The sequence below is a fragment of the Magnetovibrio sp. genome, from assembly GCF_036568125.1.
Classification (GTDB): Bacteria; Pseudomonadota; Alphaproteobacteria; order Rhodospirillales; family Magnetovibrionaceae; genus Magnetovibrio.
Genome location: NZ_DATCTF010000010.1, coordinates 353145 through 378659, shown reverse-complemented (window position 1 = coordinate 378659; position 25515 = coordinate 353145). Strand labels below are relative to the sequence as shown.

24 protein-coding genes are annotated in these 25515 nt (G+C 60.1%); 14 read left to right on the top strand and 10 right to left on the bottom strand.

All coding sequences use genetic code 11. The features are described from left to right. Nucleotides 1-4 precede the first annotated feature (4 nt). On the bottom strand, nt 5-1153 hold the full coding sequence (locus VIN96_RS06560; protein WP_331894811.1) for a DUF2066 domain-containing protein: 1149 nt from the start codon (nt 1151-1153) through the stop codon (nt 5-7). 164 nt (nt 1154-1317) lie between these two features. Between VIN96_RS06560 and purM the strand changes: the two genes are divergently transcribed. Further along, nucleotides 1318-2457, top strand: a complete 1140-nt coding sequence (purM, locus tag VIN96_RS06555) for a phosphoribosylformylglycinamidine cyclo-ligase (RefSeq protein ID WP_331894810.1) — start codon at nt 1318-1320, stop codon at nt 2455-2457. 5 nt (nt 2458-2462) lie between these two features. Beyond that, complete coding sequence (purN, locus tag VIN96_RS06550) at nt 2463-3104, top strand: phosphoribosylglycinamide formyltransferase (protein ID WP_331894809.1); 642 nt, start codon at nt 2463-2465, stop codon at nt 3102-3104. A gap of 3 nt (nt 3105-3107) precedes the next feature. Here purN and VIN96_RS06545 read toward each other — a convergent pair whose 3' ends face one another. The 3 genes from VIN96_RS06545 to VIN96_RS06535 all read right to left on the bottom strand — a co-directional run bounded on the left by VIN96_RS06545 (nt 3108) and on the right by VIN96_RS06535 (nt 4769). After that, the gene (locus VIN96_RS06545; protein WP_331894808.1) at nt 3108-3710 is read right to left on the bottom strand and encodes a 2OG-Fe(II) oxygenase; all 603 of its coding nucleotides are present in this window, start codon (nt 3708-3710) and stop codon (nt 3108-3110) included. 79 nt (nt 3711-3789) lie between these two features. Next, on the bottom strand, nt 3790-4134 hold the full coding sequence (locus VIN96_RS06540; protein WP_331894807.1) for an antibiotic biosynthesis monooxygenase: 345 nt from the start codon (nt 4132-4134) through the stop codon (nt 3790-3792). After that, nucleotides 4134-4769, bottom strand: coding sequence for a DJ-1/PfpI family protein (locus VIN96_RS06535; RefSeq protein ID WP_331894806.1), 636 nt, complete (start codon nt 4767-4769; stop codon nt 4134-4136). The genes VIN96_RS06540 and VIN96_RS06535 overlap by 1 nt, the downstream gene beginning before the upstream one ends. Before the next feature lie 184 nt (nt 4770-4953). Here VIN96_RS06535 and VIN96_RS06530 point away from each other — a divergent pair, with 184 nt between their 5' ends. Continuing rightward, a complete protein-coding gene (locus tag VIN96_RS06530) occupies nt 4954-6237 on the top strand; it encodes a glycosyltransferase (RefSeq protein WP_331894804.1) in 1284 nt (427 codons plus the stop codon). Nucleotides 6238-6287: 50 nt separating this feature from the next. On the opposite strand, the gene ndk is transcribed toward VIN96_RS06530, so the two are convergent. After that, a complete protein-coding gene (gene ndk, locus VIN96_RS06525) occupies nt 6288-6710 on the bottom strand; it encodes a nucleoside-diphosphate kinase (RefSeq protein WP_331894803.1) in 423 nt (140 codons plus the stop codon). Between the two features lie 173 nt (nt 6711-6883). Between ndk and VIN96_RS06520 the strand changes: the two genes are divergently transcribed. Both VIN96_RS06520 and VIN96_RS06515 read left to right on the top strand, forming a co-directional pair. After that, on the top strand, nt 6884-8785 hold the full coding sequence (locus tag VIN96_RS06520) for an ABC-F family ATP-binding cassette domain-containing protein (protein ID WP_331894801.1): 1902 nt from the start codon (nt 6884-6886) through the stop codon (nt 8783-8785). A gap of 312 nt (nt 8786-9097) precedes the next feature. Continuing rightward, the gene (locus VIN96_RS06515) at nt 9098-9586 is read left to right on the top strand and encodes a hypothetical protein (RefSeq protein ID WP_331894799.1); all 489 of its coding nucleotides are present in this window, start codon (nt 9098-9100) and stop codon (nt 9584-9586) included. A 73-nt stretch (nt 9587-9659) separates the two neighbouring features. On the opposite strand, the gene VIN96_RS06510 is transcribed toward VIN96_RS06515, so the two are convergent. The 4 genes from VIN96_RS06510 to amrS form a co-directional block, all read right to left on the bottom strand. Continuing rightward, a complete protein-coding gene (locus VIN96_RS06510) occupies nt 9660-10115 on the bottom strand; it encodes a DNA polymerase III subunit chi (protein ID WP_414675595.1) in 456 nt (151 codons plus the stop codon). Between the two features lie 6 nt (nt 10116-10121). Next, nucleotides 10122-11630, bottom strand: a complete 1509-nt coding sequence (locus VIN96_RS06505) for a leucyl aminopeptidase (RefSeq protein WP_331894797.1) — start codon at nt 11628-11630, stop codon at nt 10122-10124. A gap of 118 nt (nt 11631-11748) precedes the next feature. Further along, on the bottom strand, nt 11749-12711 hold the full coding sequence (locus VIN96_RS06500) for a lysylphosphatidylglycerol synthase transmembrane domain-containing protein (RefSeq protein ID WP_331894795.1): 963 nt from the start codon (nt 12709-12711) through the stop codon (nt 11749-11751). 29 nt (nt 12712-12740) lie between these two features. Continuing rightward, on the bottom strand, nt 12741-13844 hold the full coding sequence (amrS, locus tag VIN96_RS06495; RefSeq protein ID WP_331894793.1) for an AmmeMemoRadiSam system radical SAM enzyme: 1104 nt from the start codon (nt 13842-13844) through the stop codon (nt 12741-12743). A gap of 51 nt (nt 13845-13895) precedes the next feature. On the opposite strand from amrS, the gene amrB reads away from it, so the two are divergent. The 4 genes from amrB (at nt 13896) to VIN96_RS06475 (ending at nt 17739) form a co-directional block, all read left to right on the top strand. Then, nucleotides 13896-14699, top strand: coding sequence for an AmmeMemoRadiSam system protein B (gene amrB, locus VIN96_RS06490; protein WP_331894791.1), 804 nt, complete (start codon nt 13896-13898; stop codon nt 14697-14699). Continuing rightward, complete coding sequence (gene amrA / locus VIN96_RS06485) at nt 14696-15325, top strand: AmmeMemoRadiSam system protein A (RefSeq protein WP_331894789.1); 630 nt, start codon at nt 14696-14698, stop codon at nt 15323-15325. Before amrB ends, amrA begins: the two co-directional genes overlap by 4 nt. A 65-nt stretch (nt 15326-15390) precedes the next feature. Next, nucleotides 15391-16167 carry a 3'(2'),5'-bisphosphate nucleotidase CysQ gene (gene cysQ, locus VIN96_RS06480; protein WP_331894787.1) on the top strand — a complete coding sequence of 259 codons (777 nt, stop codon included), beginning with the start codon at nt 15391-15393 and terminating at the stop codon, nt 16165-16167. Between the two features lie 516 nt (nt 16168-16683). Next, nucleotides 16684-17739, top strand: coding sequence for an L-threonylcarbamoyladenylate synthase (locus tag VIN96_RS06475; RefSeq protein WP_331894785.1), 1056 nt, complete (start codon nt 16684-16686; stop codon nt 17737-17739). Between the two features lie 51 nt (nt 17740-17790). Here the strand turns inward: VIN96_RS06475 and VIN96_RS06470 are convergent, their stop codons facing one another. After that, nucleotides 17791-18279 (bottom strand): response regulator, encoded by a 489-nt coding sequence (locus tag VIN96_RS06470; protein WP_331894783.1) that lies wholly within the window; start codon nt 18277-18279, stop codon nt 17791-17793. A gap of 452 nt (nt 18280-18731) precedes the next feature. Between VIN96_RS06470 and VIN96_RS06465 the strand changes: the two genes are divergently transcribed. From VIN96_RS06465 to VIN96_RS06445, 5 genes are all read left to right on the top strand, one after another. After that, on the top strand, nt 18732-19511 hold the full coding sequence (locus VIN96_RS06465; RefSeq protein WP_331894782.1) for an FkbM family methyltransferase: 780 nt from the start codon (nt 18732-18734) through the stop codon (nt 19509-19511). Beyond that, nucleotides 19508-20923 (top strand): FAD-binding oxidoreductase, encoded by a 1416-nt coding sequence (locus VIN96_RS06460; RefSeq protein ID WP_331894781.1) that lies wholly within the window; start codon nt 19508-19510, stop codon nt 20921-20923. Before VIN96_RS06465 ends, VIN96_RS06460 begins: the two co-directional genes overlap by 4 nt. 154 nt (nt 20924-21077) lie before the next feature. Continuing rightward, nucleotides 21078-22214, top strand: a complete 1137-nt coding sequence (gene lptF / locus VIN96_RS06455; protein WP_331894779.1) for an LPS export ABC transporter permease LptF — start codon at nt 21078-21080, stop codon at nt 22212-22214. A gap of 12 nt (nt 22215-22226) precedes the next feature. After that, complete coding sequence (lptG, locus tag VIN96_RS06450) at nt 22227-23327, top strand: LPS export ABC transporter permease LptG (RefSeq protein WP_331894777.1); 1101 nt, start codon at nt 22227-22229, stop codon at nt 23325-23327. A 6-nt stretch (nt 23328-23333) separates the two neighbouring features. Beyond that, nucleotides 23334-25502 (top strand): LPS-assembly protein LptD, encoded by a 2169-nt coding sequence (locus tag VIN96_RS06445; RefSeq protein WP_331894775.1) that lies wholly within the window; start codon nt 23334-23336, stop codon nt 25500-25502. Nucleotides 25503-25515 lie beyond the last annotated feature (13 nt).

The window sequence follows — 25515 nt, the reverse complement described above, 5'->3', positions numbered from 1 at the left end:
ACCATCACTGCGCAGTGGGTTCAGGGGAAGCAGAAGTAGCCGCCGACGGCGCGATTTTCTGCGCCAGATACCACTGCCCGGCTTCTTCCCACAGTGCCAAGTCCGCTTGGTCGAGCGACAATGCCAATTGTTCCGCGTCACCGATGAAATGCAGGTTCAAACGCACCTGATCGCGGCGCAGCAACACCAGATCGGCGCGGCGCACCACCGCGACACCGTTGAGACGGTCGCGCACCCGGACCCAATCGCTCAAGCCGCGCACCGGCACGGACACCGGCAGCAGTTGCGCACTGCCCGCCTGGATCAGGTTGTCCTGCTTCCAATTGTCTTCGACCTGAGCGGTCAGTTGCTCGGCGGCGCGCTTCAGCAAATTGGGAATGTCGTCGCCCGGTTCCGAGGTAAAGCTTTTGACCACCGTGTGTTCTTGAAGGGCTGAGCCGAAGCGCGTCAAATAGACTTCCAGTTCCGGCAGGCCGTTGAACGAGTCCATGCGCAAAATGCCATGCGCCACCACCACGTCGCCGGCCTCGTAACGCCGGGCGATTTCTTCCAGGCGCGCCATGTCGCCTTCGATGGCCTGTTCCGCGCCGATGGTGCGCACGTCGTTCAAATCGCCGACCGGCAGAACCATCGGCACCAAACCTTGGCCGGGTCCGTTTTCGGCGTAGGCGCGCCACGCCGCGCGCCACGGATTGGGGTCGTCCCACAGCAGCAACGCGCCCGCGGCTTGGTAGACCGGCAGCAACAGCACCGGCTTGGACGCCGTTTCGGCGAACGGCAGACCATGTTCGTCCAGCAGCGCGCGCACCCCTTCGGCGTGAAAGCGGTAGGTGAGCTTGGCGATGTAGCGCACCGATGAGGTTTTTTCGTCCGTCACCGCAAAATCTTGCACCAATTCGGTGATTTGGTTGGTGGGGATGTCGGGCAGACGGTTGTGATAGGCTTGCAGGGTCAGACGCTTCAACAGCAGGTAAAAAGCCTTTTTCTCGCCCTGGGCCAAGGCCTCGACCCGCGCGGTGGTGGCCGAATCGGCGGTGACGTCGACGGTGACGTTGGAGACCTCGAACAGGCGCGGCGCATCGGCCCGGGCGTCCGTGCCCAAGAGCGCGAACAGCACGGCAAATACAAGCCCGTAAGCAGTTCCAATTCTCATCAACCGCGTCCCCTTATTCTGCGCCATTGCAAAGCGTCCCTAAATGGGTATGTTTCACCTGAAGAACACAGGCTAGGCACTGTTTTACCACGCTCAGCCATCATTACCAGAGCGGCGTTTGCGTCCGCCCCGTATAGCCATACGAGAACCAAGAGGAGCCCGCCATGTCCGGGGCAAATTACAAAGACGCCGGTGTCGACATCGATGCGGGCAACGCGTTGGTCGAAGCGATCAAGGGCGACGCCAAATCGACCTCGCGTTCCGGTGTGGTTTCCGGTCTGGGCGGTTTCGGCGCCATGTTCGACCTCAAGGCCGCTGGCTACTCTGACCCGATCTTGGTCGCGGGTACCGACGGCGTGGGCACCAAACTGAAGGTCGCCATCGCCATGCAGAGCCACACCACCGTCGGCATCGATCTGGTCGCCATGTGCGTCAACGATCTGGTGGTGCAAGGCGCGGAACCGTTGTTCTTTCTCGATTATTACGCCACCGGCAAGCTCGACGTGAAGGCCGGCAAGGACATCATCGCGGGCATCGCCGAAGGCTGCCGTCAATCCGGCGCGGCGCTGATCGGCGGCGAAACGGCGGAAATGCCCGGCATGTACGGCGGCGGCGATTACGATCTGGCGGGCTTTTGCGTCGGCGCGGTCGATCGCGACGCGGTGCTCACCGGCGACAAGGTGCAAGACGGCGACGTGATCCTCGGCTTGGCGTCCAGCGGCTTGCATTCCAACGGTTTTTCCCTGGTGCGCAAGGTCGTTTCCGACGCCGTGATCGGCGGCCCCGCCGACACCAAGATGCAAGCCGCGGTGCGCGACCACATCGTCGACAAAGCGCGTCTGGCCTATCAGGTCGAAGCGCCCTTCGCGCCTTTCAACGCCCAGGGCAAGACGCTCGGCGAGGCGCTGTTGGTGCCGACCAAAATCTACGTCAAATCGTGCCTGGCCGCGATCAAGTCCGGCGGCGTACATGCGCTGAGCCACATCACCGGCGGCGGCGTTTTGGAAAACATCCCCCGCGTGCTGCCCGATGGTCTGGCCGCCGAGGTCGACGCCACCGCGTGGGACACGCCCGATGTGTTCCGCTGGCTGCAACGCGAAGGCAACATCGCCGCCACCGAAATGGCCCGCACCTTTAACTGCGGCGTGGGCATGGCCGTGGTCGTCGATGCAACTAAGGCCGCCGAACTCAAAGCCGTGTTCGAAGCTGAAGGCGAAACGGTGTTTGAAATCGGCCGCATCATCCCCCGTCCGCAAGGCAACGAGGGCGTGGTGCTGCTGAACGCAGACAAAGCCTGGGGTTAACGGCGATGAAGCTTGCGGTGCTCGTTTCCGGTCGCGGTTCCAATCTGCAAGCGTTGATCGACGCCTGCGCGGCGGAAGACTACCCCGCCGAAATCGCCCTGGTGCTGTCCAACAAGGCCGACGCCTACGGTCTGGAGCGCGCCCGTCAAGCCGACATCCCCACCGCAGTGCTCAGCCACAAGGATTTCGCCGACCGCGAAAGCTTCGACGAAGCCATGAGCGCCAAGATCGAAGAAGCCGGCGCGGAACTGGTGTGTCTGGCGGGTTTCATGCGGTTGCTGTCTGACGGCTTCGTGCGCAAATGGCGCGACCGCCTGATCAACATCCACCCGTCCCTGTTGCCGGCATATAAAGGCCTGCACGTGCACGAGCGCGCAATCGAGGAAGGCGCGCGTTTTTCCGGCTGCACGGTGCATTTCGTGCGCCCGGCCATGGACGAAGGCCCGATCATCAGTCAGGCCGTGGTTCCGGTGCACCCAACCGACACCCCCGACGATCTGGCCGCGCGCATCTTGGAACAAGAACACGTCATCTATCCCCGCGCGGTCAAATTCATCGCCGAGGGCCGGGTCAGGGTCAGCGCCGAGCGCGTGCTGATCAACGATCACGCCGTGCCCGACGGCGCGATGAGCAATCCGGCTGGCTAATGCCTAAACGAACGCCGGGCCGTGAACCCAGGCGACCAGGGAGTGGCGCAAACCGCTGAGCACCGGCGCCACGCGGTGCAAGGTGGTGGCGGCAAACACCACCGCCGTGCCTTGGTCGCGCGGGGCTTGAAAGGGGCGGCCGTCGGCGTTGATTTCCAATTCACCGCCCGCATAAGCGTCGGGTTGGGTGAGTTGCACCGAAAGGGTCAGCTTACGCCGCCCCGCCGTGCTGCCCTGGCCGCGATCGATGTGCCAGTCGTAGTAATGACCGGGACCGTATGCGGCCATTTGCAACTGCTCGTCGAAACCGTCCAGCGCGTAATTGAACAGTTGGCGATTGGCGTCGGCGGCCAGACGCGCCATGCGCGTATCGACCCAGGCGAGGTCTTCGCGTTCGGGCACCCACACCAGCGCCGACTGGCGGACGTTTTGGTCGAAACGCCCCGCCACCAGACCGCCATTGACGGCGTCCAGTTGCGCGAACACATCGGTAAGATGTCGGCATTCGTCGGCGGAAAAGGCGTTCGGGATCACGATCCAATAGGCAAGGGAGTTCCCCCCACCCGCAGAAGGCGGCAAAACAGGCGTGACCGACCCGTGAGCCATATTCGGTTTTCCATGTAAGAGCCCGCACAACGCGCGCCGTTCAATGGCCTATATGCTCATTTCAGGCGTTTGGCGAGCCTTATTCATGGGCACGGCGCGAATCTTCCGGAGCCTCTACGCGCGCGTGCATCCCGTAATCGCGCATTACGGCCGCGACCCGCAGGCGGTAGTCCTTGAAAACGCCGCCCCGGCCTTCGGTTTGCGCGGCGCGGTGGCGTTCCAAAGCACGCCATTGCGCAACCGCGTCTTCGTCGCGCCAGAACGACAGCGACAGGATTTTGCCGGGTTCCGACAGGCTTTCGAACCGTTCGATCGAGATGAACCCGTCGATGCCGTCGAGCAGCGGGCGCAGCTCGGCGGCGAGATCGAGATAGTCCTGTTTGCGCACGGGGTCCGGCCAGACTTCGAAAATGACGGCGATCATTACCTATTCACTCCTGTTTGCTCAGCGATGCCCGAAAGGCTGCGCCAGTCATATTCCATTTGCCGGGCGACGCGCCGGGCCAGATCCAGACCTTCCAAGCGACGCACCAAGTGCAGAGACATGTCGATGCCAGCCGAAATGCCGCCCGACGTGACGACGCGGCCTTCGTCGACCCACAAACGATCCCGCAAAACATGGAGATCGGGGTAGCGGCGTTCAAGCTCGTCGATGTCTTCCCAATGCGTGGTGACCTCCAGCCCCGTCAACACGCCCGCCTCGGCAAGCAAAAATGCACCGGTACAGACCGATGCCGTCAATTCAGCGCCATCGTGGGCTTGGCGCAGCCACGCAATGACATCTGGGCGGGCGCATTCGTGATCGACCACGCCGCCGGGCACCACCAACACATCGGCCGGAGGGACGTTGGCAAAGTTGTGCGACGGGCAAAAACGGTATCCGCCCCGCGCTTGCACGATGTCCGCCCCGCTGCTGACGGTCACGACATTGAATGGCTGGTCTCGCCCGTCCTTGGCCGCCAGTCGATTGGCGACGGAAAACACTTCGAACGGACCGCCGAGGTCGAGCACCTCGATCTCGTCGAAAACGTAGATGGCAACGGTTTTGCTAATGATCACCCTGCTTTCAAAACCACAAAACTTATTGTTTTCAAAGGTTATTTCACAACCCAGACCACGCACCTATTTTTTGAGCTTCACCTGTGAGCACCCTCACTGGTGATTGCTCGAAATTACGCTATATCCTCGTGCGACGACAGATCCAATCAGAGGAATACTCAAAAGACCAATCAGGGGAACCGACATGCGCATTGGCATTCAAACCTGGGGCAGCCGCGGCGACATCATGCCCCTATTGGCGCTTGCGGATGGGCTGCAAGAAGCCGATCACGACGTCACCGTGTCGATCACCAGCATCGATGACACGGACTACAGTGAAACGGCGCAACGCCTCGCCCTAACGGTGCGGTATGTCGGCGGGCCGGTGATCGAAAGCGCGCCGGAACGCGCCCGCGTCCAAGCCGCGGTGTTCGCGCAAGCAAACCCGCTGAAACAGGCGCAGATGATTGTCGACAACCTGTTGGAACCCGTCGCGGATCAGATGTTCGGTGAAGCCGAGCGGTTGTGCCGCGAAAACGATCTGGTCATCGGGCATTTTTTTCATTATCCGTTACGCATCGCCGCTGAATTGGCGGGACGCCCCTACGCCAGCGTCATGCTCGCCCACAGCGTCATTCCATCGCGCTTCGCGCCGCCGTCAGGCTTGCCCGACTGGGGACAGACAGTCAATCGGGCATGGTGGTGGATAACCCGAAAACTCTTGAACAAATACATCAAGCCGTTCCCAGATCGAATGCGCACCGCGCACGACATGGCACCGGCGCGCGATCTGATCGACGATGTGTGGACATCGCCGGAACTCAATCTCATCGCCGTCAGTGGGGTTTTGTGTGCGCATCAGGACGACTGGGGCGCTCAGCACCGCATCTGCGGCGAATTCGGATTTCGCGACGCCACCGCCGAGCACACCCCGGATGCGCGATTGGAGGCATTTCTCAACGCCGGGCCGCCCCCCGTCTACGTCAGTTTCGGCAGCGTCATGAGCAACCACGCGACCCAGCAAAAAGACACCATCGACGTTTTGATGCAGGCCGCGCACTTGGCGTCGTGCCGGATGATCATCCAGGCCCCTTTGAGGCTCGCACACGAACCCGAGTCCCGCGATACGGTGTTGTTCGTCGACCAGAGCGCACATCATGCAGTCTTTCCACGTTGCGGCGCGGTGGTTCATCACGGCGGTGCGGGCACAACCCACACGGCGCTTCGCGCCGGGGTTCCGTCGGTGGTGGTGGCGCACATCGACGAACAGCAGTTTTGGGGCCGCGAGCTCCACCGCATCGGCGCGGCGCCAGCCCCCTTACTCAAGCGCACATGGTCCGCCCAAGCGCTTGCCCAGCGCATCCAGACAGCCTTGAACGACGAAAACATCCGCACCCGTGCGCGCACGGCGGCCAGCGTCATGCGCACGGAAACCCCAATCGCCCGGGCGGTGGCAGCGATTTCGGATCATTTTCGTATCCTGAAATAAAAAAGGCCGCCCCAATCCGGAGCGGCCTTTTAAATCTGAGGCGCTTTGACTTAACCGGCGATTTCGATGCCGGAGAAGAAGAAAGCGGTTTCGACGGCAGCCGTTTCCGGCGCATCGGAGCCGTGCACCGAGTTGTTCTGCACGTCGATGGCGAAGTCCTTGCGGATCGTGCCTTCGTCGGCGTTGGCCGGGTTGGTGGCGCCCATGACTTCGCGGTATTTCGCGATGGCGTTTTCACCTTCCAGGATTTGCACGACCACCGGACCGGACAGCATGAAGTCCACCAGTTCGCCAAAGAACGAGCGTTCCTTGTGAACCGCATAGAAGGCTTCGGCCTGATCGCGGGTGAGACGGATGCGTTTCTGGGCGATGATGCGCAGACCCGCGGCTTCGATGTAGGAATTGATCTTGCCGGTAAGGTTACGCTCGGTGGCGTCCGGTTTAATGATCGACAGTGTGCGTTCGACAGCCATGCTCAAGAGCCTTTTGCTGTTAAAGGAAATTTCGGCCCCGATCTCTAATATGCCGGGTCGCGGGGTTATAACCGGATCGTTCCGTGCTGACAAGAGGGGGTTTTCAGAGCCACGATCCCTGCGCGCGTGAGATGTTGTTTCCAGCGGCCGATCTGCGTGCTAAAAGCCCCGCCATGTTACACATCAACGACCTCACCTATCGCATCGGCGGGCGACTTTTGCTCGAAAACGCCACCGTCGCCGTCCCCAAAGGCCACAAAGTCGGTTTGGTGGGACGCAACGGCACAGGCAAATCGACCCTGTTCAAGCTTATCGCTGGCGACATTGCGCCCGACGGCGGCACCATCAACCTGCGCCAAGGGGCGCGGTTGGGCATGGTCGCACAGGAAGCGCCGAGCGGCCCGGTGAGCCTCATCGACACGGTGCTGGCCGCCGACACCGAGCGCACGGAGCTGCTGGCGGAATCGGAAGTCGTCACCGACCCCAACCGCATCGGCTACATCCACACCCGCCTGGCCGACATCGGTGCGCATTCCGCCCCGGCGCGCGCGGCGCGAATCCTTTCGGGTCTCGGCTTCGACGAACAGGCGCAACAAAGCTTCTGTTCCGACTTTTCCGGCGGCTGGCGCATGCGCGTGGCATTGGCCGCAGTACTGTTCGCCGCCCCCGACCTGTTGCTGTTGGACGAACCGACCAACCACCTGGACCTGGAAGCGACCCTGTGGCTGGAAAACTATCTGGCCAATTGGCAAGGCACCGTGATGGTGATTTCCCACGATCGCACGCTGCTCAACACCGCCGTCGACGAAATTATCCATTTGGAAGAGCAAAAGCTGGTCCGCTATACCGGCAACTACGACTTTTTCGAAAAGACCCGCCGCGAACGGCTCAGCCAGCAGGCCAAGAACCGCACCAAGCAATTGGCCGAACAGCGTCACATTCAAGAATTCGTCGACCGGTTCCGCGCCAAGGCCTCGAAAGCCCGCCAAGCGCAAAGCCGTCTCAAGCTTTTGGAAAAGATGGAGCCCATCGCTGCGGTGATCGAAGACAAGACCACCAGCTTCATCTTCCCCAACCCATCGCCCCTGTCGCCGCCGCTGGTGGCGCTGGACGAAGTGGCGTTGGGGTACGAGCCCGGCAAGCCGATTCTCAGAAACCTGGATCTGCGCATCGACATGGACGACCGCATCGCGCTGTTGGGCGCCAACGGCAACGGCAAATCGACCATGATGAAGATGCTGGCGGGCCGCCTTGCCCCCCAAGACGGTAAAATCGTCAAGTCCAAGAAACTCGAAGTCGGTTACTTCGCGCAACACCAGGCCGAAGAACTGCCCGAAGAAGAAACCGCCTACGAATACATGCAAGAACAAATGGAAGGCGTAATCGAACCCAAGGTCCGCGCCCAACTGGGTAAGTTCGGCTTCAACAAGGACAAGGCCGACACCCCCATCAAGAACCTTTCGGGCGGCGAAAAGGCGCGCTTGCTGTTCGCCAATATGAGCCGGTCCGCCCCGCACATCATGCTGCTGGACGAGCCCACCAACCACCTCGACGTTGATGCCCGCGAAGCGCTGGTGGCCGCACTCAACACCTACGACGGCGCGGTGGTTCTGGTCAGCCACGACCCCCACTTGGTCGAGTTGGTCTGCGACCGCCTGTGGCTGGTCGATGGCGGAAAATGCACCCAGTTCGATGGCGACCTGAACGATTACAAGCGCTTGTTGTTGGATGCTAGGCGCGGTCGCAAAGACGGTTCCGATGCATCAGAGAGCGCAGCCAAAAGCCCCAAGGGGGACAAGAAGGCCGAGCGAAAAGCCCGCGCCGACGCCCGCGCCGCCTCGAGCCAATTGCGAAAAAATGCGCAAAACGCAGAAAAAGAAGTCACCCGCCTGAGCATAGAGAAAGAAAATATCGAAAAGAAATTGGCTGATCCAAGTCTCTATTCCGGTGCCAGCGACGAACTGACGCGGTTGCAAATCCAACTTGGTAAAATCGAGAAAAGCCTGCAAACCGCTGAGATTGCCTGGCTTGAAGCCGAAGCGGCGATGGAAGAAAGTGACGCCGACAATTCATAATACCAATAAAGGGGTATTATTGCGTCACAAAAACGATTCAGAACCGCCAATATTTATCGTTGCGCGGATCTTGTAATCGGTTAAAACACGCAGCAGATGTAGAATGTGGGCGCTGGTAACTTTTTCTTCATTCAAGCCAGACAGTATTGAAGCAATAGAATCGCGCCGATTCGCAAGGGCATATTGCGAGGTGCGCGGGTTTGATATCTGTGATCGATTGAGCGCCTTTCAACGGCCTCATCTGGATTGCTTAGGGGCGCCCCCACAAGGGCATAAGGAAATGGTCAACTAGACCACATAATGGAGGTGGCCATGGCGGAAGCTTATTTAGAGCTGCTCAAGGCCTTTAATTTTACGGAAATGCAGGCGTGGATCGCCGTCATCAGTGCATTTCTGTTCACGAGTTGCTTGCTGGGCGGGTTTTTGAGCGCACTTGCGTACATCAACTCCAATCTGTTGCACCCTCGCCCGCTGAAGGAGCGCATCTCGTTTCGTCTGTTTATCCTCGCCGAAGTGGTGCTGTGGATTTTTGTATTCTTCTACCACGTGTTCATGATCGAAGAGATCATCTTGGCTCACGTTGTCTATTGGGTTTCGGCGACGATCATGATGGCGCTGCTGGCGATCATCGGTAGCCAGTTGATGATGGTGATCTTCAGCGGCAAGATGAAAGCGAAAGACGACGAGTACAAACGCCGTCAACGCGCCATCCGCGAGCAACGGCGCAAAGAGATGGACGAAGGCGTCGGCTCCAATCCCGCCGAGCGCGCCATGGCGCGTCGCCAACACAAACCCGGCTGATATAGATCTAAAAAAAGTCATAAAAAAAGCGGCGCCTGGAGCGCCGCTTTTTTATATCCGTATCGGTCTAAACTCAGGTTTCTTTTTTGCTCCACCCGCCCTGCTCGGTTTGTTGCCAATAGGTCAAGGTGTGGCCAGCGCTCTTGTACGCCTTCCAGCGTTCGCGCGCGACCTGCACGCTGTCGATGCTGTTGCCGTCGAACAGTTCGAAACAACGCTCAAAACCGTCTAAGTCCGCCACGGCGGCCCCATCGGTCAAAAACAAGAACTGGGCATCGTTGGGATTTTCATCGGTGTCCGTCAACCACACCGGCTGCTCTGTCGGATGACCGTCCTTTTTCGAACCGTGCGGCAACCAGGAAGCGGAATCGAACGTCCACAGCGCGCCATTGAGATGCTCGACCCGCTGGGCGGAGCCCGCCATCACCACCGCGCGTTTGCCGGCCTGAAGGGTCTTGTCCAACAGTTTGGGCAAGGCCGCTTCGAGAGGCGAACGGGTCAGGTGGTAAAAGGCGATCTCCGTCATCATCCAATCTTACTTTTCGAGCTGATTGGCAACCCAGCGATCCAACAGGCGTACACCGAACCCGGTACCGCCTTTGGGCGCAACGGGCTTGCCCGCTTTCGACCAGGTCACGCCCGCGATATCGAGGTGCGCCCACTTGGTGTCGCCGACGAAGCGCTTGAGGAACTGCGCCGCGGTGATGCTTCCGCCCCACCGTTCGCCGATGTTTTGCATGTCGGCCACCGAGGAGTTGATCATCTTGTCGTATTCGGGCCCCAGCGGCAAAGACCACACTCGTTCGTCCACCTCACGTCCGGCCTTGATCAGTTCCCACGCGAAATCGTCGTCGTTGGAAAACAGCCCTGCGTAGTGCGAGCCCAACGCAACCATGATCGCGCCGGTCAACGTGGCGAGATCGATCATGGTGTGCGGGTTGAAGCGTTCCTTGGTGTACCAAAGCGCATCCGCCAGAACCAGGCGGCCCTCGGCGTCGGTGTTGAGCACTTCAATGGTCTGGCCCGACATCGACGTGACGATGTCGCCGGGGCGCTGCGCGGTGCCGGAGGGCATGTTTTCCACCAGGCCCACAACGCCAACCGCGTTGACCTTGGCTTTGCGACCGGCCAAGGCTTTCATCAGGCCGATCACGACGCCCGCGCCGCCCATATCCCATTTCATGTCTTCCATGCCCGCCGACGGCTTGATCGAGATGCCACCTGAATCGAACGTCACGCCCTTGCCGATGAACGCCACCGGTTGATCGGCCTTGGCCGCCTTGGCGCCTTTGCGCGTAGGCTTGCCGTTGTAGTGCATGACCACCAGCTTGGGTTCGTGCGCACTGCCTTGCGCCACGCCCAACAGCGCGCCCATGCCCAGGCGTTTCATCTGCGCTTGGGACAGGACCTCGACCTTGATGCCCATTTTGCTGAGCGTCTTGGCTTGTTCAGCCAGGGTTTCCGGATACAGCACATTCGACGGTTCGGAGACCAGATCGCGGGTGAAGAACACACCATCCGCGACTTTGTCTTGCGGCGCGAACAACGCTTGTGCCTTGGCCGACAGCTTGCAATAGAACTTCACGTCGCGCAGCAACGGCGTGTCGTGGGCTTTCTTCTTGGTTTTGTACTTGTCGAAGGCGTAAGAGCCCAAGCGCGCGCCCAAGGCCACTTCCGCGGCCATTTCGTGGGCCTTAAGTTCGCAGCCTTCGATGTCGTCAACCAACACTTGGGCGCTGGTCGCGTGGGCCTTCAACGTCGAAACGATGCGTCCGCCCAAATCCTGCAACGCCAGGGCGTCGACCTCTTTGGCTTTGCCCAGCCCCATGCACACCACGCGGCTCAAACGTCCGCCCGGCGTCATCACCGTCAACGAATGATGTTTTGCGCCCTTGAACGTGCTGGCCTTGATCGCACGGGTCAGCGCTCCGCCTGTGGCATCGTCGATCGCCTGAGCACTGTCGGTCAGCTTGCGTCCTTCGAGAACACAGACAACGACGGCGCCGGCTTTGGGAACGGCGAGATTGGCGAACGAGATCTTCATGGAAAACTCCGTAATCGATAATGAGGTTGGCTGTCCCGAATATGGGGAACGCAAGGATCGTTTGCGAGCACTCTAACAACTCGGATCACCGGGCGGCAAACGTAAAAGCGCAACCGGGTTACCGTTCGGCGAAGGCCTCCGCTTGTTCCACGGTCTTGCGGCCCGCCGCCAGCCAAAAAGCGGAGCCCGGCAAGCTGGCCAAAATCATGACAAAACCGTAGAGGATCGAAATCGCCAACGCGCTTTGCGCGCCGACCCCCGCCAAAGCGAACATCGCCACCATGGCCCCCTCGCGCACGCCCCAACCGGCCAGCGAGATCGGAAGCGTCTGCGCCAACAGCACCGGGGGAAACAACAACAGACAATCGACAAGGGTGATATCCACCCCCAAGCCCATCGCCAGCACAAAAATGATCGCAGACAAATTCACGTGACCGAGCGCAGACCAGAACATCACATGCAGCGCATGACCTGGTTGCAGAAACATGCATCGTGCATCGGTCGCCAAGACGCTCAACCCGGCGACCAGACGAAAGCGGCGCAGGCCAAGGGGCAGACGGTCCAACACCATGATGGTCGCAACGCCGGCCACGGCCAAGACGGAAACCAGCCAAACGGTGCGCGCGAACCAATCCCCAACATTCAGTTCCGCCACGCCGAACGGCGTCATCACCGCCACCAGCATAACCAGCGCCAAAACCGTGGCGATGCGATCCAGCAACACACCGTTCACCGATGGCCCCATCGCCAAACCGGACCGATAAGCCATATACCCGCGCACGGCATCTCCACCGACAGCGGACGGCAAAGTCTGATTGAAAAATGCGCCGATATAGGTAAACCGAAAAAGCTGCCACCAAGGCAAATGCGCTTTGATGGCGATCAGAACCGCGCGCCAACGCAACGCACCGACGACCGTCTGCACAAAGCCGAGAATCAGAGCCACGGCCAACCACTCAGGGCGCAAGTCTAACATGCGTTCCACGGCGTCCCCTCCGCCAACCGCATGCATCAACGCCCACACCAAAGCGGCAGATATAACAAATTTAAGGATAAGCCCTGCCCTGTGGCGGTTAATCATATTCGAAATTCACTTCGCATCTATTCGTTTCAACCCATGTTCACGGGCATGCGCTTTGCCCCCCACGTTCCGGCCGGACCATCGAAAACGCCGCCGCACCGCGCACCGCACTTGGTGCAATGACCGTCGTCGGTCAAATTCCACTCCGACAGCACATACCAATCGCGTCCGATCAGGCGTTCGCCGCAACTGTGACAGTAGGTGCTTTCGGCTTCCAGGTCGTGGACGTTGCCGACATAGGCGTAGCGCACCCCGTTGCTGAGCGCAATGGCGCGCGCGCGCAACAGTGTTTCGTGCGGGGTTTTGACGATGTCGCGCATTTTCCAATCGGGGTGGAACGCCGTGAAATGCATCGGCACGTCGGGGCCAAGCTCCTTGGCCACCCATTTGGTCATGGCGTCCAATTCTGCATCCGAATCGTTTTCGCCGGGAATCAACAATGTGGTGAGTTCGAACCACACGTCGGTTTCATGCTTCAGATAAACCAAGGTGTCGAGCACGTCCTGCAAATGACCGGTGCACAGGCGTTGATAAAAGTCTTCGGTGAAGCATTTCAAATCGACGTTGGCGGCGTCCATGTGGCTGAAAAATTCCCGCCGCGGTTCGGGCGAAATATAGCCCGCCGTCACCGCCACGGTCTTCACCCCCAGTTCGTGACACGCGATGGCCGTATCGACCGCGTATTCGAGGAAGATCACCGGGTCGTTGTAAGTGAAGGCGACGCTTTTGCAGCCCAGGTCGTGGGCCGTGCGGGCGATCTGTTGCGGGCTCGCCTTGGCCGCCAACACATCGAATTCACGGGCCTTGGAAATATCCCAGTTCTGGCAGAACTTGCAGGTCAGGTTGCAGCCCGCCGTGCCGAACGACAGCACCGGCGTGCCGGGGAGAAAATGATTGAGCGGCTTTTTTTCGATCGGATCGATGCAATAACCCGACGAGCGGCCATAGGTGGTCAACACCACCTCACCGCCGCGCGCGGCGCGCACGAAGCACAGCCCGCGCTGGCCGTCGTGAATTTTGCACGCACGCGGGCACAGGTCGCATTGCACCCGCCCGTTATCGAGCGCATGCCAATAGCGCCCGCTGACGACGCTGTTGTTTTGGAACGTTTCGGTCGTGTTTTGCTCGCTCATGACACGCTCCCGGTTTCCTATTTGCTCCAATCAGTATACCATATAAAGATCATGAGCTTGGTACGTTCCCCCGCCGTCGCGGGTGCTTTCTACCCCGCCGACGCAGTTTCTCTTTCCGGCCAAATCCGCGCCTTTCTGGCCGAGGCCGGCGAAGAGGTCGGCGTTGCGCCCAAAGCCTTGATCGCGCCGCATGCTGGCTACATCTATTCCGGTCCCGTCGCCGCCCACGCCTACGCCCACCTGCAACCCTTGCACGACGTCATCACCCGCGTGGTGCTGTTGGGCCCGTGCCACCGGGTGCCGACCTTGGGACTGGCGCTGTCGAGCGCGGAGACCTTCCTCACCCCTCTCGGCCCGGTCGCCATCGACCACAGTCTGGACCAGACCTTATTGGACCTCCCCCAAGTTCACGTCTATGACGCAACGCACACCGCCGAGCACAGCCTGGAAGTCCACATCCCGTTCCTGCAAGTGGTGCTCGACGATTTCAAGCTGGTGCCCATGGTGGTCGGCCAAGCCAGCCCTGCGGAGGTCGCGGAGGTTTTGGATCGCGTGTGGGGCGGGCCCGAAACCCTGATCGTGGTCTCAAGCGATCTCAGCCATTATCTCAGCTACGACGCCGCGTGCGCCATCGACCGCAAGACCTGCGACGCGATCGAGCATTTGGACGTCGACGCCATCGGCGACGCGCAAGCCTGTGGGCGCATGCCGGTAAAAGGCCTGTTGCATCTGGCCAAGCGCAAAGGCATGTGCGTGCGCACCCTGGACCTGCGCAATTCCGGCGACACCGCCGGGCCGCGCACTCAGGTTGTCGGTTACGGTTCGTGGGGCTTTTGGGAGGACACATCCCAATGAACGTCACCTCAGAAACCGACTTCGCCGCCAAGACCCGCGCATTGCTCGACGCCCACGGCGATGTGTTTTTGCAGATCGCCAAGAATTCCATCGAGCAGGGTCTTAGCGCCCACGGTCCGTTATCGCCCGCTCTCGATACCTTGCCCCCGGAAATGGTCGAGACCGGCGCATGCTTCGTCACCTTGAACAAGGCCGGGCGGCTGCGCGGTTGCATCGGATCGCCCGAAGCATGGCGGCCGCTGGCCACCGACGTCGCCGAAAACGCCTTTCGCGCCGCGTTCAAGGACCCGCGCTTTGCCCCGCTGCAAAGCGACGAAGCCGATCAGCTCGACATTCATCTGTCCGTACTCAGTCCCGCAGAACCGTTCACCTTCACTGACCAGGCCGACCTGATCGCCAACCTGCGCGTCAACGAAGACGGCCTGATCATCGAAGACCAAGGCCGACGCGCGCTGTTTCTGCCGTCCGTGTGGGCGCAATTGCCCGATCCGGCGCAGTTTCTCGCCCACCTCAAGGCCAAGGCCGGTCTCGGCGCCGGACACTGGTCGGATAGTTTTAAAGCTTGGCGCTTCATCGCCGCCGAGACCGGCGCCGCGTGGCGAGACATCCCTGCCGAGAAGCATTGAACTGAAGCCAGCCTGCGCTTACTCTGCGTTCACTTCTTTCATGATTCTGTGCAGAGGCCGCCACCATGATACTCAACATCCCGCTTTCCATGCTCGATAGCCTGCACCTGATGGCGGTGCGCGCCGGCAAGGAGATCATGGAAGTCTACAACAGCGATTTCGAGGTCGAGTACAAGGGCGACGATTCCCCCGTCACCGCCGCCGATCGCCGCGCCGAAGACCTGATCACTAAGGCCATCAAGGAAGAGATCACCGCCGAGTTCCCCATCATCGGCGAGGAAGCGTTTTCCGACGGCAACGTCCCGGCCATCGGCGACGGCCCGTTCTGGCTGCTCGACCCCCTGGACGGCACCAAGGAATTCGTCAAAAAAACTGGCGAATTCACCGTCAACATCGCCCTGATCAACTTAGGCATGCCGGTGGTCGGCGTGGTCCACACCCCCGCCACCGGGCATGTCTATATGGGCAGCCCCCACGGCGCGTTCGCCGATTTGGGCAGCGGACCGAAACCGATTTCGTGCCGTGCGTGGCCTCCGGGCGGGCTCACCGCGTTGGTCAGCAAAAGCCACAAAAGCCCCGAAACGGATGAATTTCTCAAGGACTACGACATCCGTGAAGAAACCAGTGCCGGCAGTTCGCTGAAATTTTGTGTCATCGCACGCGGCATCGCCGACATCTACCCGCGCCTGGGCCGCACCATGGAATGGGACACGGCCGCCGGGCATGCGGTGCTGCGCGCGGCGGGCGGAACGGTCACCGACCTGGACGGCAAACCGCTGACCTACGGCAAACCGGGCTTCGAAAACCCGCATTTTGTCGCCAAGGGCAAGCAACAGGGCTAAACGTCAGCACCTCTGACCGGAAAATCTCCCAAAACCTACCCGTTTAAGGACTCCCGGCATGTCAAGCGGCCTATGTTCCTCGGCCAAGCGGTTGACGGTCCTAGGACGGTGGGTTCACAATTCCTCTTACCGGTTCAGGGGACACGTTCCCGATACCGCGACAAAGCCGCAGCACCTCAGTGCTGTGACTGCTGGATAGGCCATCACCCGCCCCCTGGGCAGAGGATCGTGACGACGCGGCACGGGCTGCAGACAATTTAGGCCATTGCTGGAACCAGTGGCGAAAGCCATAGCCGAGGTCCCGAACGAAGACAGGTAACCGGGCGACCTCATCCAAACGCAGAATAAGTGAAAAAACACGGAAGCCGCCGGAACAAGCGCCCGGCGGTTTTCCTTATGCGTCCCTTGTGCTCCCGGAACACCCCGTCTGCCTTTAATACCTTGAAGCGTCTGGACGCGGACCCCACTTTGCGCGTAGAACCCCACCTGAAACGCACAGTTGAGACCGTGGATCACATGAACGAAGCAATCGAACTTCCCGATTTCAAGGTTGTCGAGGCGACCGAAGGCCCCGCCGCCGCCCTGGCCGCCGCCCAAGAAGGCGGCGCAATCCTGCGCGCGGGCGGCTTGGTCGCGTTCCCCACCGAAACGGTTTACGGCCTCGGCGCAGACGCCACCAACGCCAAAGCGGTGGCGACGATCTTCGAAATCAAGGGCCGTCCGACCTTCAACCCCTTGATCGTGCATGTGAAAGACGAATTCCAAGCCGCTGAGTTGGCCGAATTCAACGACATGGCGCAAAAGCTCGCCCACGCCTTTTGGCCCGGCGCGCTGACATTGGTGTTGAAGCGCAAGCCCGACGGCCCGCTGGCGCTGACCGCCACCGCGGGGCTCGACACCGTCGCCCTGCGCGTGCCCGCCCACCCCATCGCCCAGGCCTTACTGCACGAAGCGGGTGTGCCCATCGCCGCGCCCAGCGCCAACAAATCGGGCTACGTCAGCCCCACCCAGGCGATCCACATTTTGATGCAGTTCAAAGACCGCGAAGGCCTCAACCTGATCATCGACGGCGGCCCGTGCCCCATCGGCCTGGAAAGCACCATTCTTGACCTCACCGGCGACGCGCCCGTTCTGCTGCGCTCCGGCGGCATTGCGGTGGAAGACATCGAAGCCGTGGTCGGCCCCGTCAAAACCGACGACAGCGGTGACGTCAAGGCTCCCGGCCAGCTCAAAAGCCACTACGCGCCATCGATCCCGTTGCGCATCAACGTCAAACCCGAAGACCGTATGAAGGGCGAAAGCCTGATCACCTTCGGCCCCGACATGCCGCGCCGCGCCGCAGTCAACCTGTCCAAAACCGGCGACCTCAAGGAAGCGGCGGCGAACCTGTTCACCATGCTGCGCGCGCTCGACATGCCCGGCATTCGCGGCATCGCCGTGGTGCCGATCCCCAACGTCGGCCTGGGCCGCGCCATCAACGACCGCCTGGAACGCGCCAGCGCCCCCAAAGACGGCGAGAACCCGGGCGGCCCGCCCAAACCTCACGACCCCATCGGGAACATTCAAATTTAGAGCTTTTGGCTGCGTTTTGACAAAACGCCGTGCAGCACGAGTGGCCTACGTTCAGCCCTCAATAATCTTAACCGCCTCAAAGCCTTTACGTTTGATTTGGGATTTTTTACTGAGGACATCCGGTTCAATTTGCCCGTGCGTCATTGCCCGTCGAATGTGCTCTTCAAGAATCTTGCGGCTCACAGGCTTCACCAAGAATGAATTGATCCCTAGCTTCACCGCTTTGTGAAGATTTGCTTGCTCGCTATGCCCCGTGAGCACCACGACGGGCACCCCGGCATGCTGGCTGTGCTTATTGTGACGCAACATTTGAATAAACTCTAAGCCGCCGATGATGGGCATTTCCAAGTCACAGACGATCACATCAATGACACTGGTGGTGGATTCGACCAACTTCAACGCCTCGGCACCATCTTCGCAGGTGAGGACCTTATCAAAGCCGATTTCGTGAAGCAGCAACGCCAATAGCTGGCGCATCGACGGAACATCTTCGATCACCAGTACGCTCTTGTTGCCATATTCAAAATCAGTTTTGGGCATTAAACTTCACAATTGACTGTTATTTCGGTGTTTCTTCAACGGCCAACGCCCCGCCAAAACCAGCACATTATGAGTTCAACAACCAGACGCCTTTGCGTCCCAAGGGGACTTGGCTGAAGGGTATTGTAAGACATAACCTCACTCACACAAAACGCGCAATTGAACAAAGGCCTGCGTCCGTGTGTGCGACCCTCAGCTCTACAATAAATAAATCAAAAATGAAGGGGTGGATGGTGCGTGTTATCAGGATTGCTGAGACCTTGCTAGTTCCCCCCCTCCTCCGTCATTCCCGCGCAGGCGGGAACCCAGACGGCGGATGAGCTAGGCTTCCGCCTGTGCGGGAGCGACGTACGTGTGCTTCATGACGGACTGGCTCATAATTCCTGCATCTTCCGTCCCAGCCCCCCAACGTGGTAAGGTCCGCGCCGCATTAGGATTTAAGGGGTTGGACTGTGAACGCATCCGCTGAAAACTGGCGGCCGCCGGTGTCTTTCGAGGAACGGCTGCGCGGCGTTTTGATACCGCCGTCGCTGTATTACGTGGTGCGCGCGCGCCGTGAGTTGAAGCGCGGCGAGGCGGAATTGCGCATCTTGCCGTTTTTGGTCGACCACAAGCGCGTATCCGTGGACGCGGGCGCGAACAAGGGCGTTTACACCTATTGGCTGGAACGTCTGTCGGCGCATGTGCACGCTTACGAGCCCAACCCGAAGATGTTCGACGTGCTCAAAGGTGGGGTCGGATCCAAGGCCACCGTGCACCACGCAGCGTTGTCCGACCAAGCTGGGTCGTTCGCGTTGCGCATCCCCAAGACCGCGCGCGGCACCTATTCGAACCAAGGCGGCAGCCTCAACCACCAAAAGGTCGGCGACAGCTACGGCGAAGTGATCGTCGAAACCCGGCGCCTGGACGACGAACCGATCCGCGACATCGGCTTTTTGAAAATCGACGTCGAAGGCCACGAAATGGCGGTGCTCGACGGGGCGCGCGCGGCGATCGAACGCGACCGCCCGACCTTGCTGATCGAAATGGAACAACAACACACCGGACGGCCCATCGAAGACGATCTCAAACGCGTCACCGACCTGGGCTATCGCATGCTGTTTTTGCATCGCGGCGTGCTCAACAGCGGCGACCGTTTCGACCCCAAAGCCCACCACACCGATGCGCCGGGCCCCGCAGATTACGTCTTCAACTTCATCTTCGTTCCGCGTGAAAAGGCTTCGCCGCTATGAGCACCGACGCCTTGATCAAGGCCCTCAAGGAGGCGCTTGGCGAAACCGGCGTGATCACCGACGCGGCCGATTTGGCCCCACACCTGGTCGAGGAACGCGGCCTGTATCAGGGCACGTCCCCGGCATTGGTCAAACCGGCCAATACAGAACAAGTATCTGAAATCGTTAAACTATGCGCCGCCCACAACACCCCCGCCATCGCCCATGGCGGCAACACCGGGTTGGTCGGCGCTGGCGTGCCTGACGGGGCGGTGATCGTCGATTTTTCACGCATGAACAAGATCGTGTCCATCGACGCGGTGAACCTCACCATGGTGGTCGAAGCGGGTGCGATTTTGGCCGATGTGCAGCGCGCAGCCGAGGATGCGGGCGCGTACTTTCCCTTAAGTCTGGGCGCAGAAGGCAGCTGTCGCATCGGCGGTAATTTGTCGACCAATGCGGGCGGCGTGCATGTGGTGCGGTACGGCAATGCGCGCCAATTGGTGCTGGGGTTGGAGGTGGTGTTGGCCGACGGGCGGGTGTGGGACGGCCTGCGCGCGCTGCGCAAGGACAACACCGGCTATCAGTTGAAAGAGCTGTTTTTGGGCGCGGAAGGCACACTCGGCCTGATCACCCGCGCGGTTTTGCGGCTCTATCCCAAGCCGTTGAGCAAATCGGTGGCGTTCGCCGGCTGTGCGTCGTTCGATCACGCCCTGAACCTATTTCAGGTGGCGCGCGGGCGCGCCGGCGACGTGTTGATGGCGTGCGAGGCCATGAGCGACTTTTCCGTCGCCATCGCCGAAAAGCACATCGAAGGCACGCAAAGCCCCCTGGAAGGGCGCCACGGCTGTTACGTGTTGTTGGAATTCGGCAGTTCCGACCCGCAAGCAGACCTCGATGCGCTGATGGAAAAGGTTTTAGGCGACGCGTTCGAAGACATGGTGATCGAAGACGCGGTGATCGCGCAAAGCGGCGCGCAAGCCGAAAGTCTATGGAAAATCCGCGAAGCGATCCCCGAGGCGCAAAAAAAGGAAGGCGGCTCGATCAAGCATGACGTCGCGGTTCCGGTCTCGAAAACCGCCGAAATGATCGCGCGGGCGTCCGAACTGGTGGAAAAGTTGATCCCCGGCGTGCGCGTGGTGGCATTCGGCCACCTGGGCGACGGCAACATCCATTTCAACCTCAGCCAGCCCGAAAACGCCGACAAGGCCGAGTTTCTCGGCCACTGGCATGCGGTCAACGAACAGGTCCACGATCTGGTCGTTTCCATGGGCGGCAGCTTTTCCGCCGAGCATGGCGTCGGCCAACTGAAAACCGGTGAAATGGCGCGCTTTAAGTCCGAAGTCGAGCTGGATTTGATGCGCACGTTGAAAACCGCGCTGGATCCGCAAAACCTGCTCAACCCCGGCAAGGTCCTGCCGCCAAAAGGTTAAGCCGCTCCCGCCCGATTATCTTAGCCTTTTCAGGCTGTTTTCCTTGATTTCGCCGCACTTTTCACGCACTTTGCGTGCTCGGCTCGCGCGCTCCGTACAGGGGCATGGCCGGACACCGCAACAGACGTTTTCGCGAAGGGGCGAGCGAGCGAATATGATGGGGCTCTCCCGCTACATGTTTTGGCAGTTGTTTGTCGGCTTGGCACTGGTCGCGTCGGCGCTGACGTGCGTGGTATGGCTGACCCAATCGCTGCGCTTCGTCGACCTGATCGTCAACAGCGGTCTATCGGCGGGCACCTTCGTGTTTCTGACTGGGTTGATGATGCCCAACTTTCTGACCATCATCTTGCCCGTCAGCCTGTTCGCCATCATCACCTTTACCTATCACCGCATGATCATGGACCGCGAACTGGTGGTGATGCGCGCCGCCGGATTGGGACAAATGGCCTTGGCCAAGCCCGCGATCTTGCTGAGCTTGGTGATCGTCGCCATCGGTTATCTGCTGTCCACCTACATCGTGCCGACCTCCTACGCGCAGTTTCGCGCGCTGAAATGGGACGCACGTTACAACTTTTCCCACGTTCTGCTGCGCGAAGGCACCTTCAACGACGTGTCGCGCGGCATCACCGTCTATGTCCGTGAACGCACCGACGACGGCCAGCTTTTGGGCATCATGGCGCATATCGAAAAGAACGACCTGCGCAGCGAAACGTGGCTGGCGGAACGCGGTGCGCTGGTTGAAAACGACGATGGCGCACGGGTGGTGATGTTCAACGGTTCGCGCCAGGAATTCACCAATGACAACAAACAGCTGACGATCTTGTATTTCGACCAGTCGGTGCTCGACCTCGACCCGCCCACCGAACAAGGCGAGGTCCGTCACCGCGAACCGCGCGAACGCTCGATGTCGGAACTTTACAACCTCGACACCACCGGGTTGGATGAAAACGGCATCGGCAAATACAAAGTCGAAACCCACCGCCGCCTGGCCTTTCCGTGGAGCGCACTGGGCTTCGCCATGATCGCCTTGAGCGTGTTGATTTCCGGCGCCTTTACCCGGCGCGGTGAAGGCAAGCGGGTGTTCATTGCGGTCTTGCTGGCGGCCGGATACCAAGGCGCGATGCTCGCCATTCTCAACGCCGCGGCAAAGAACGAGGCGTTGTTTCCCGCCGTTTACGCCATCACCCTCGCCCCCATCGCGTTGGGACTGATCGTTTTGCTTCTGCCGCGCCTGTTCATGGGCCGCGTATCCCGTTCCCCATCGGTGCCCCGTTCGGGCACGCCGGCATGAGGACGCGGTGAGATGAAACTATCCGGCACCTTGTCGCTGTATATCGGGCGCAACTTCCTGATGAGCTTTCTGGGCTTTTTCTTAGGCCTTTTGACGTTGATCTTGTTGCTCGACAGCATCGAGCTGCTGCGCCGCGCGTCGTCCAAACCGGACGTCACGCTGTTCGTGGTTTTGCAAATGGCGCTGCTGAAGCTGCCGCACATGGGGCAATTGCTGTTTCCGTTCGCCGCGCTGTTCGGCGGCATGACGGCGTTCTGGCGGTTGTCGCGCAGCCAGGAACTGGCCGTCACCCGCGCCGCCGGCATTTCGGTGTGGCAATTCCTGTTGCCCGCGCTGATCCTGGCGGCACTGCTGGGCGCCTTCAAGATCACCGCATTCAATCCCCTGGCGTCCGCGACGTTGGCGCGGTTCCAGGCCATGGAGGCCATCCATCTTAAGGGGCAAAAAAGCGTTTTGGCGATTTCCGACAACGGCTTGTGGTTGCGCCAAGGCACCGCCGAAGGCCACGCGGTGGTCCACGCCGTTAACCTGCTGCAACAAGGCGAGCGGGTCGAACTGCAAAACACCATCACCTATCTGTTTCAGGGCCAAGACACCTTCATCGGACGCGTCGATGCGGCACGTGCGGTGCTGGGAGACGGGTTTTGGCGTATGGAAGACGCCTGGGTCAATTCCCCCGAGGCCCCGCCGGAACATCTGTCCGAATATTGGCTTGAGACCGATTTGACCATGACCAAAATTCAGGACAATTTCGCCGCCCCCGAAACCATGTCGTTTTGGAAATTGCCCGAATTCATCAAAACCCTGGAAGATGCCGGGTTTTCCGCCATCCGCCACCGGTTGCAGTGGCATGCCTTGTTGGCCTCGCCGTTGCTGATGTGCGCCATGGTGCTGATCGCCGCCACCTTCACCCTGCGCCATGCGCGGCGCGGCGCGACGACCTTCGTTATCGCCGCGGGTGTGTTCACGGGTTTCGTGTTGTACTTTTTTTCGGACGTGGTGTTCGCGCTGGGACTTTCGGAAAGTATCCCCGTGACGCTGGCCGCATGGGCGCCATCTGGGGTCGCATCCATGTTGGGGCTTGCCATGTTGCTTCATCTTGAGGATGGTTAGGCCGCAATGATTTTGAAACGCACCCTATTGGCATCTTTGAGCGCCGCCGCACTCCTGTTGGGCGGTGCGTTGGCGGCCGTACCGGCGCATGCCCAGCAAGCCGCCGCGACCCCGGCCGAACAGCCGGCCACCTTTGCCGCCGACGAAATGACCCACGACCAAGAACAAAGTGTGGTTACCGCCCGCGGACACGTCGAGGTCAACCATGGCGAACGCACCTTGTTGGCCGATTCCATCAGTTACAATCAAATTACCGACACTTTGCGCGCCGACGGCAACATCGCTTTACATTTGCCGTCTGGAGAAATTTTGTTCGCCGACACCATGGAAATCACCGGGGACCTGAAAAACGGCGTGATTTCTGACCTACGCGCCGTGATGCAGGACCGCTCGCGGTTCGCCGCCAAGCAAGCCACGCTGGTCAACGACGAGACCCTAACCATGGACCGGGCCGTATATTCGCCCTGCGAACAGTGCAAGACCGACCCCAAGCGGCCGCTGTTGTGGCAGTTGAAAGCGGTCAAAATCGTCCATGACCGGACCAAAAAGATCATCAGCTACTACGACGCATGGATGGAAGTCTTAGGCGTCCCCGTGATGTATACGCCGTATCTGAGCTATCCCGACCCCACGGTGAAGCGCAAGTCCGGGTTCTTGACGCCGAGCTGGGGCGGGTCCAGCGATCTTGGTTTTTTGGTGCGTGCGCCTTATTTTTATGCCCTCGATGATTATTCCGACGTCACCGTCACCCCGATCGTAACTTCGAAGGAACGCGGTGCGCTGGCGGGCGAGTACCGCGAACGCTTCACTAAAGGCGAGATCAATGCCGCCGCCAGCGTGGCGTACGATTCCAACTCGCGGGCCTATGGCCATATCAAGTCCGAAGCACGCTTCGACATCAACAATTCATGGCGTTGGGGCGCGGACGTGAACCGCTCGTCTTCCGACACGTACATGCGCCGATACGGCTTCGGCGGCGAGGACAGCCTTACCAGCCGGGCCTTTTTGGAAGGGTTTCGCGGTAAGAACTACACCTCTGTATCGACCCTGGCGTTTCAGGGTCTCCGCGCCGAAGACGATTCCCGCACCAGTCCGCTGGTGCTGCCCGTGGTTCAATTCAACCACCAGGGCGATCCGAACAAATACGGCGCATACAACACCTTCGACATGAACCTCACGGCCCTGACCCGCGAACAAGGCACGGACGCCACCCGCATCAGCTTGAGGCCGAGTTGGAATGTCTCCCACATCGCACCTAAGGGCGACATTTACAAATTGCGTGCGACCATGGGCTTGGATTTCTTCAATGCCCAAAAGCTTCCCGTGCCGCAAAACCGGGGAACGACATACAACGGCTCGGCACTTCGAATTTACCCGGAACTGGCCCTGGATTGGAGCTGGCCGTTCGCCCGCCGGACCGCCAGCGTCACAGAAACCCTGGAGCCCATTGCCCAGTTGGTGGCCAGCCCATACGGCGGCAATTCCTACAAGATGGCCAACGAGGACAGTCAGGATTTCGACTTCAACGACACCAACCTGTTCAGTGCCAACCGCTTCACCGGGTATGATCGCGTCGAAAGCGGCCCCCGTGCCAACTACGGCCTTAAATGGAGCGTGGTCGGTGACGGCGGCGGCAGCACTTCGGTGCTGTTCGGGCAAAGCTATCGCTTGAAAACCGACAGTACATTCCAAGCCGGTTCAGGCCTTGAAGACAATTTTTCCGACTATGTCGGCCGACTGAAAGTGTCGCCGGGCGATTATCTGAACCTGCTGTATCGCACCCGTATCGGCAAAGACAGTCTCGACTTCAAACGCAACGAAATTGGCCTCAACGGCACTTATTCTGTGGTCAACTACAGCGCCGATTACGTCTTCTTCGACAAGCAACAAGGCAGCGAATTCGATGGCCGCAAAGAACTCAGTTTCACCTTCGGCAGCGAACTCACCGAGTTCTGGCGAACCAAGTTCTCAGGGGTGCGCGACATGTCCGACAACGGTGGACAGCGTTCGATGGCGTTGAGCTTCGTTTACGAGGATGAATGCCTCACATTCGACACCACGCTTGGCCGCACGTTTTATCTAGACCGGGAAGTTCGCCCCACGGATGCCGTAATGTTTCGCATAGTGTTCAAGACGCTGGGCGAAGTGAGATCTGATGTCACCACAAGCAACTGACGAGACCTCGCGA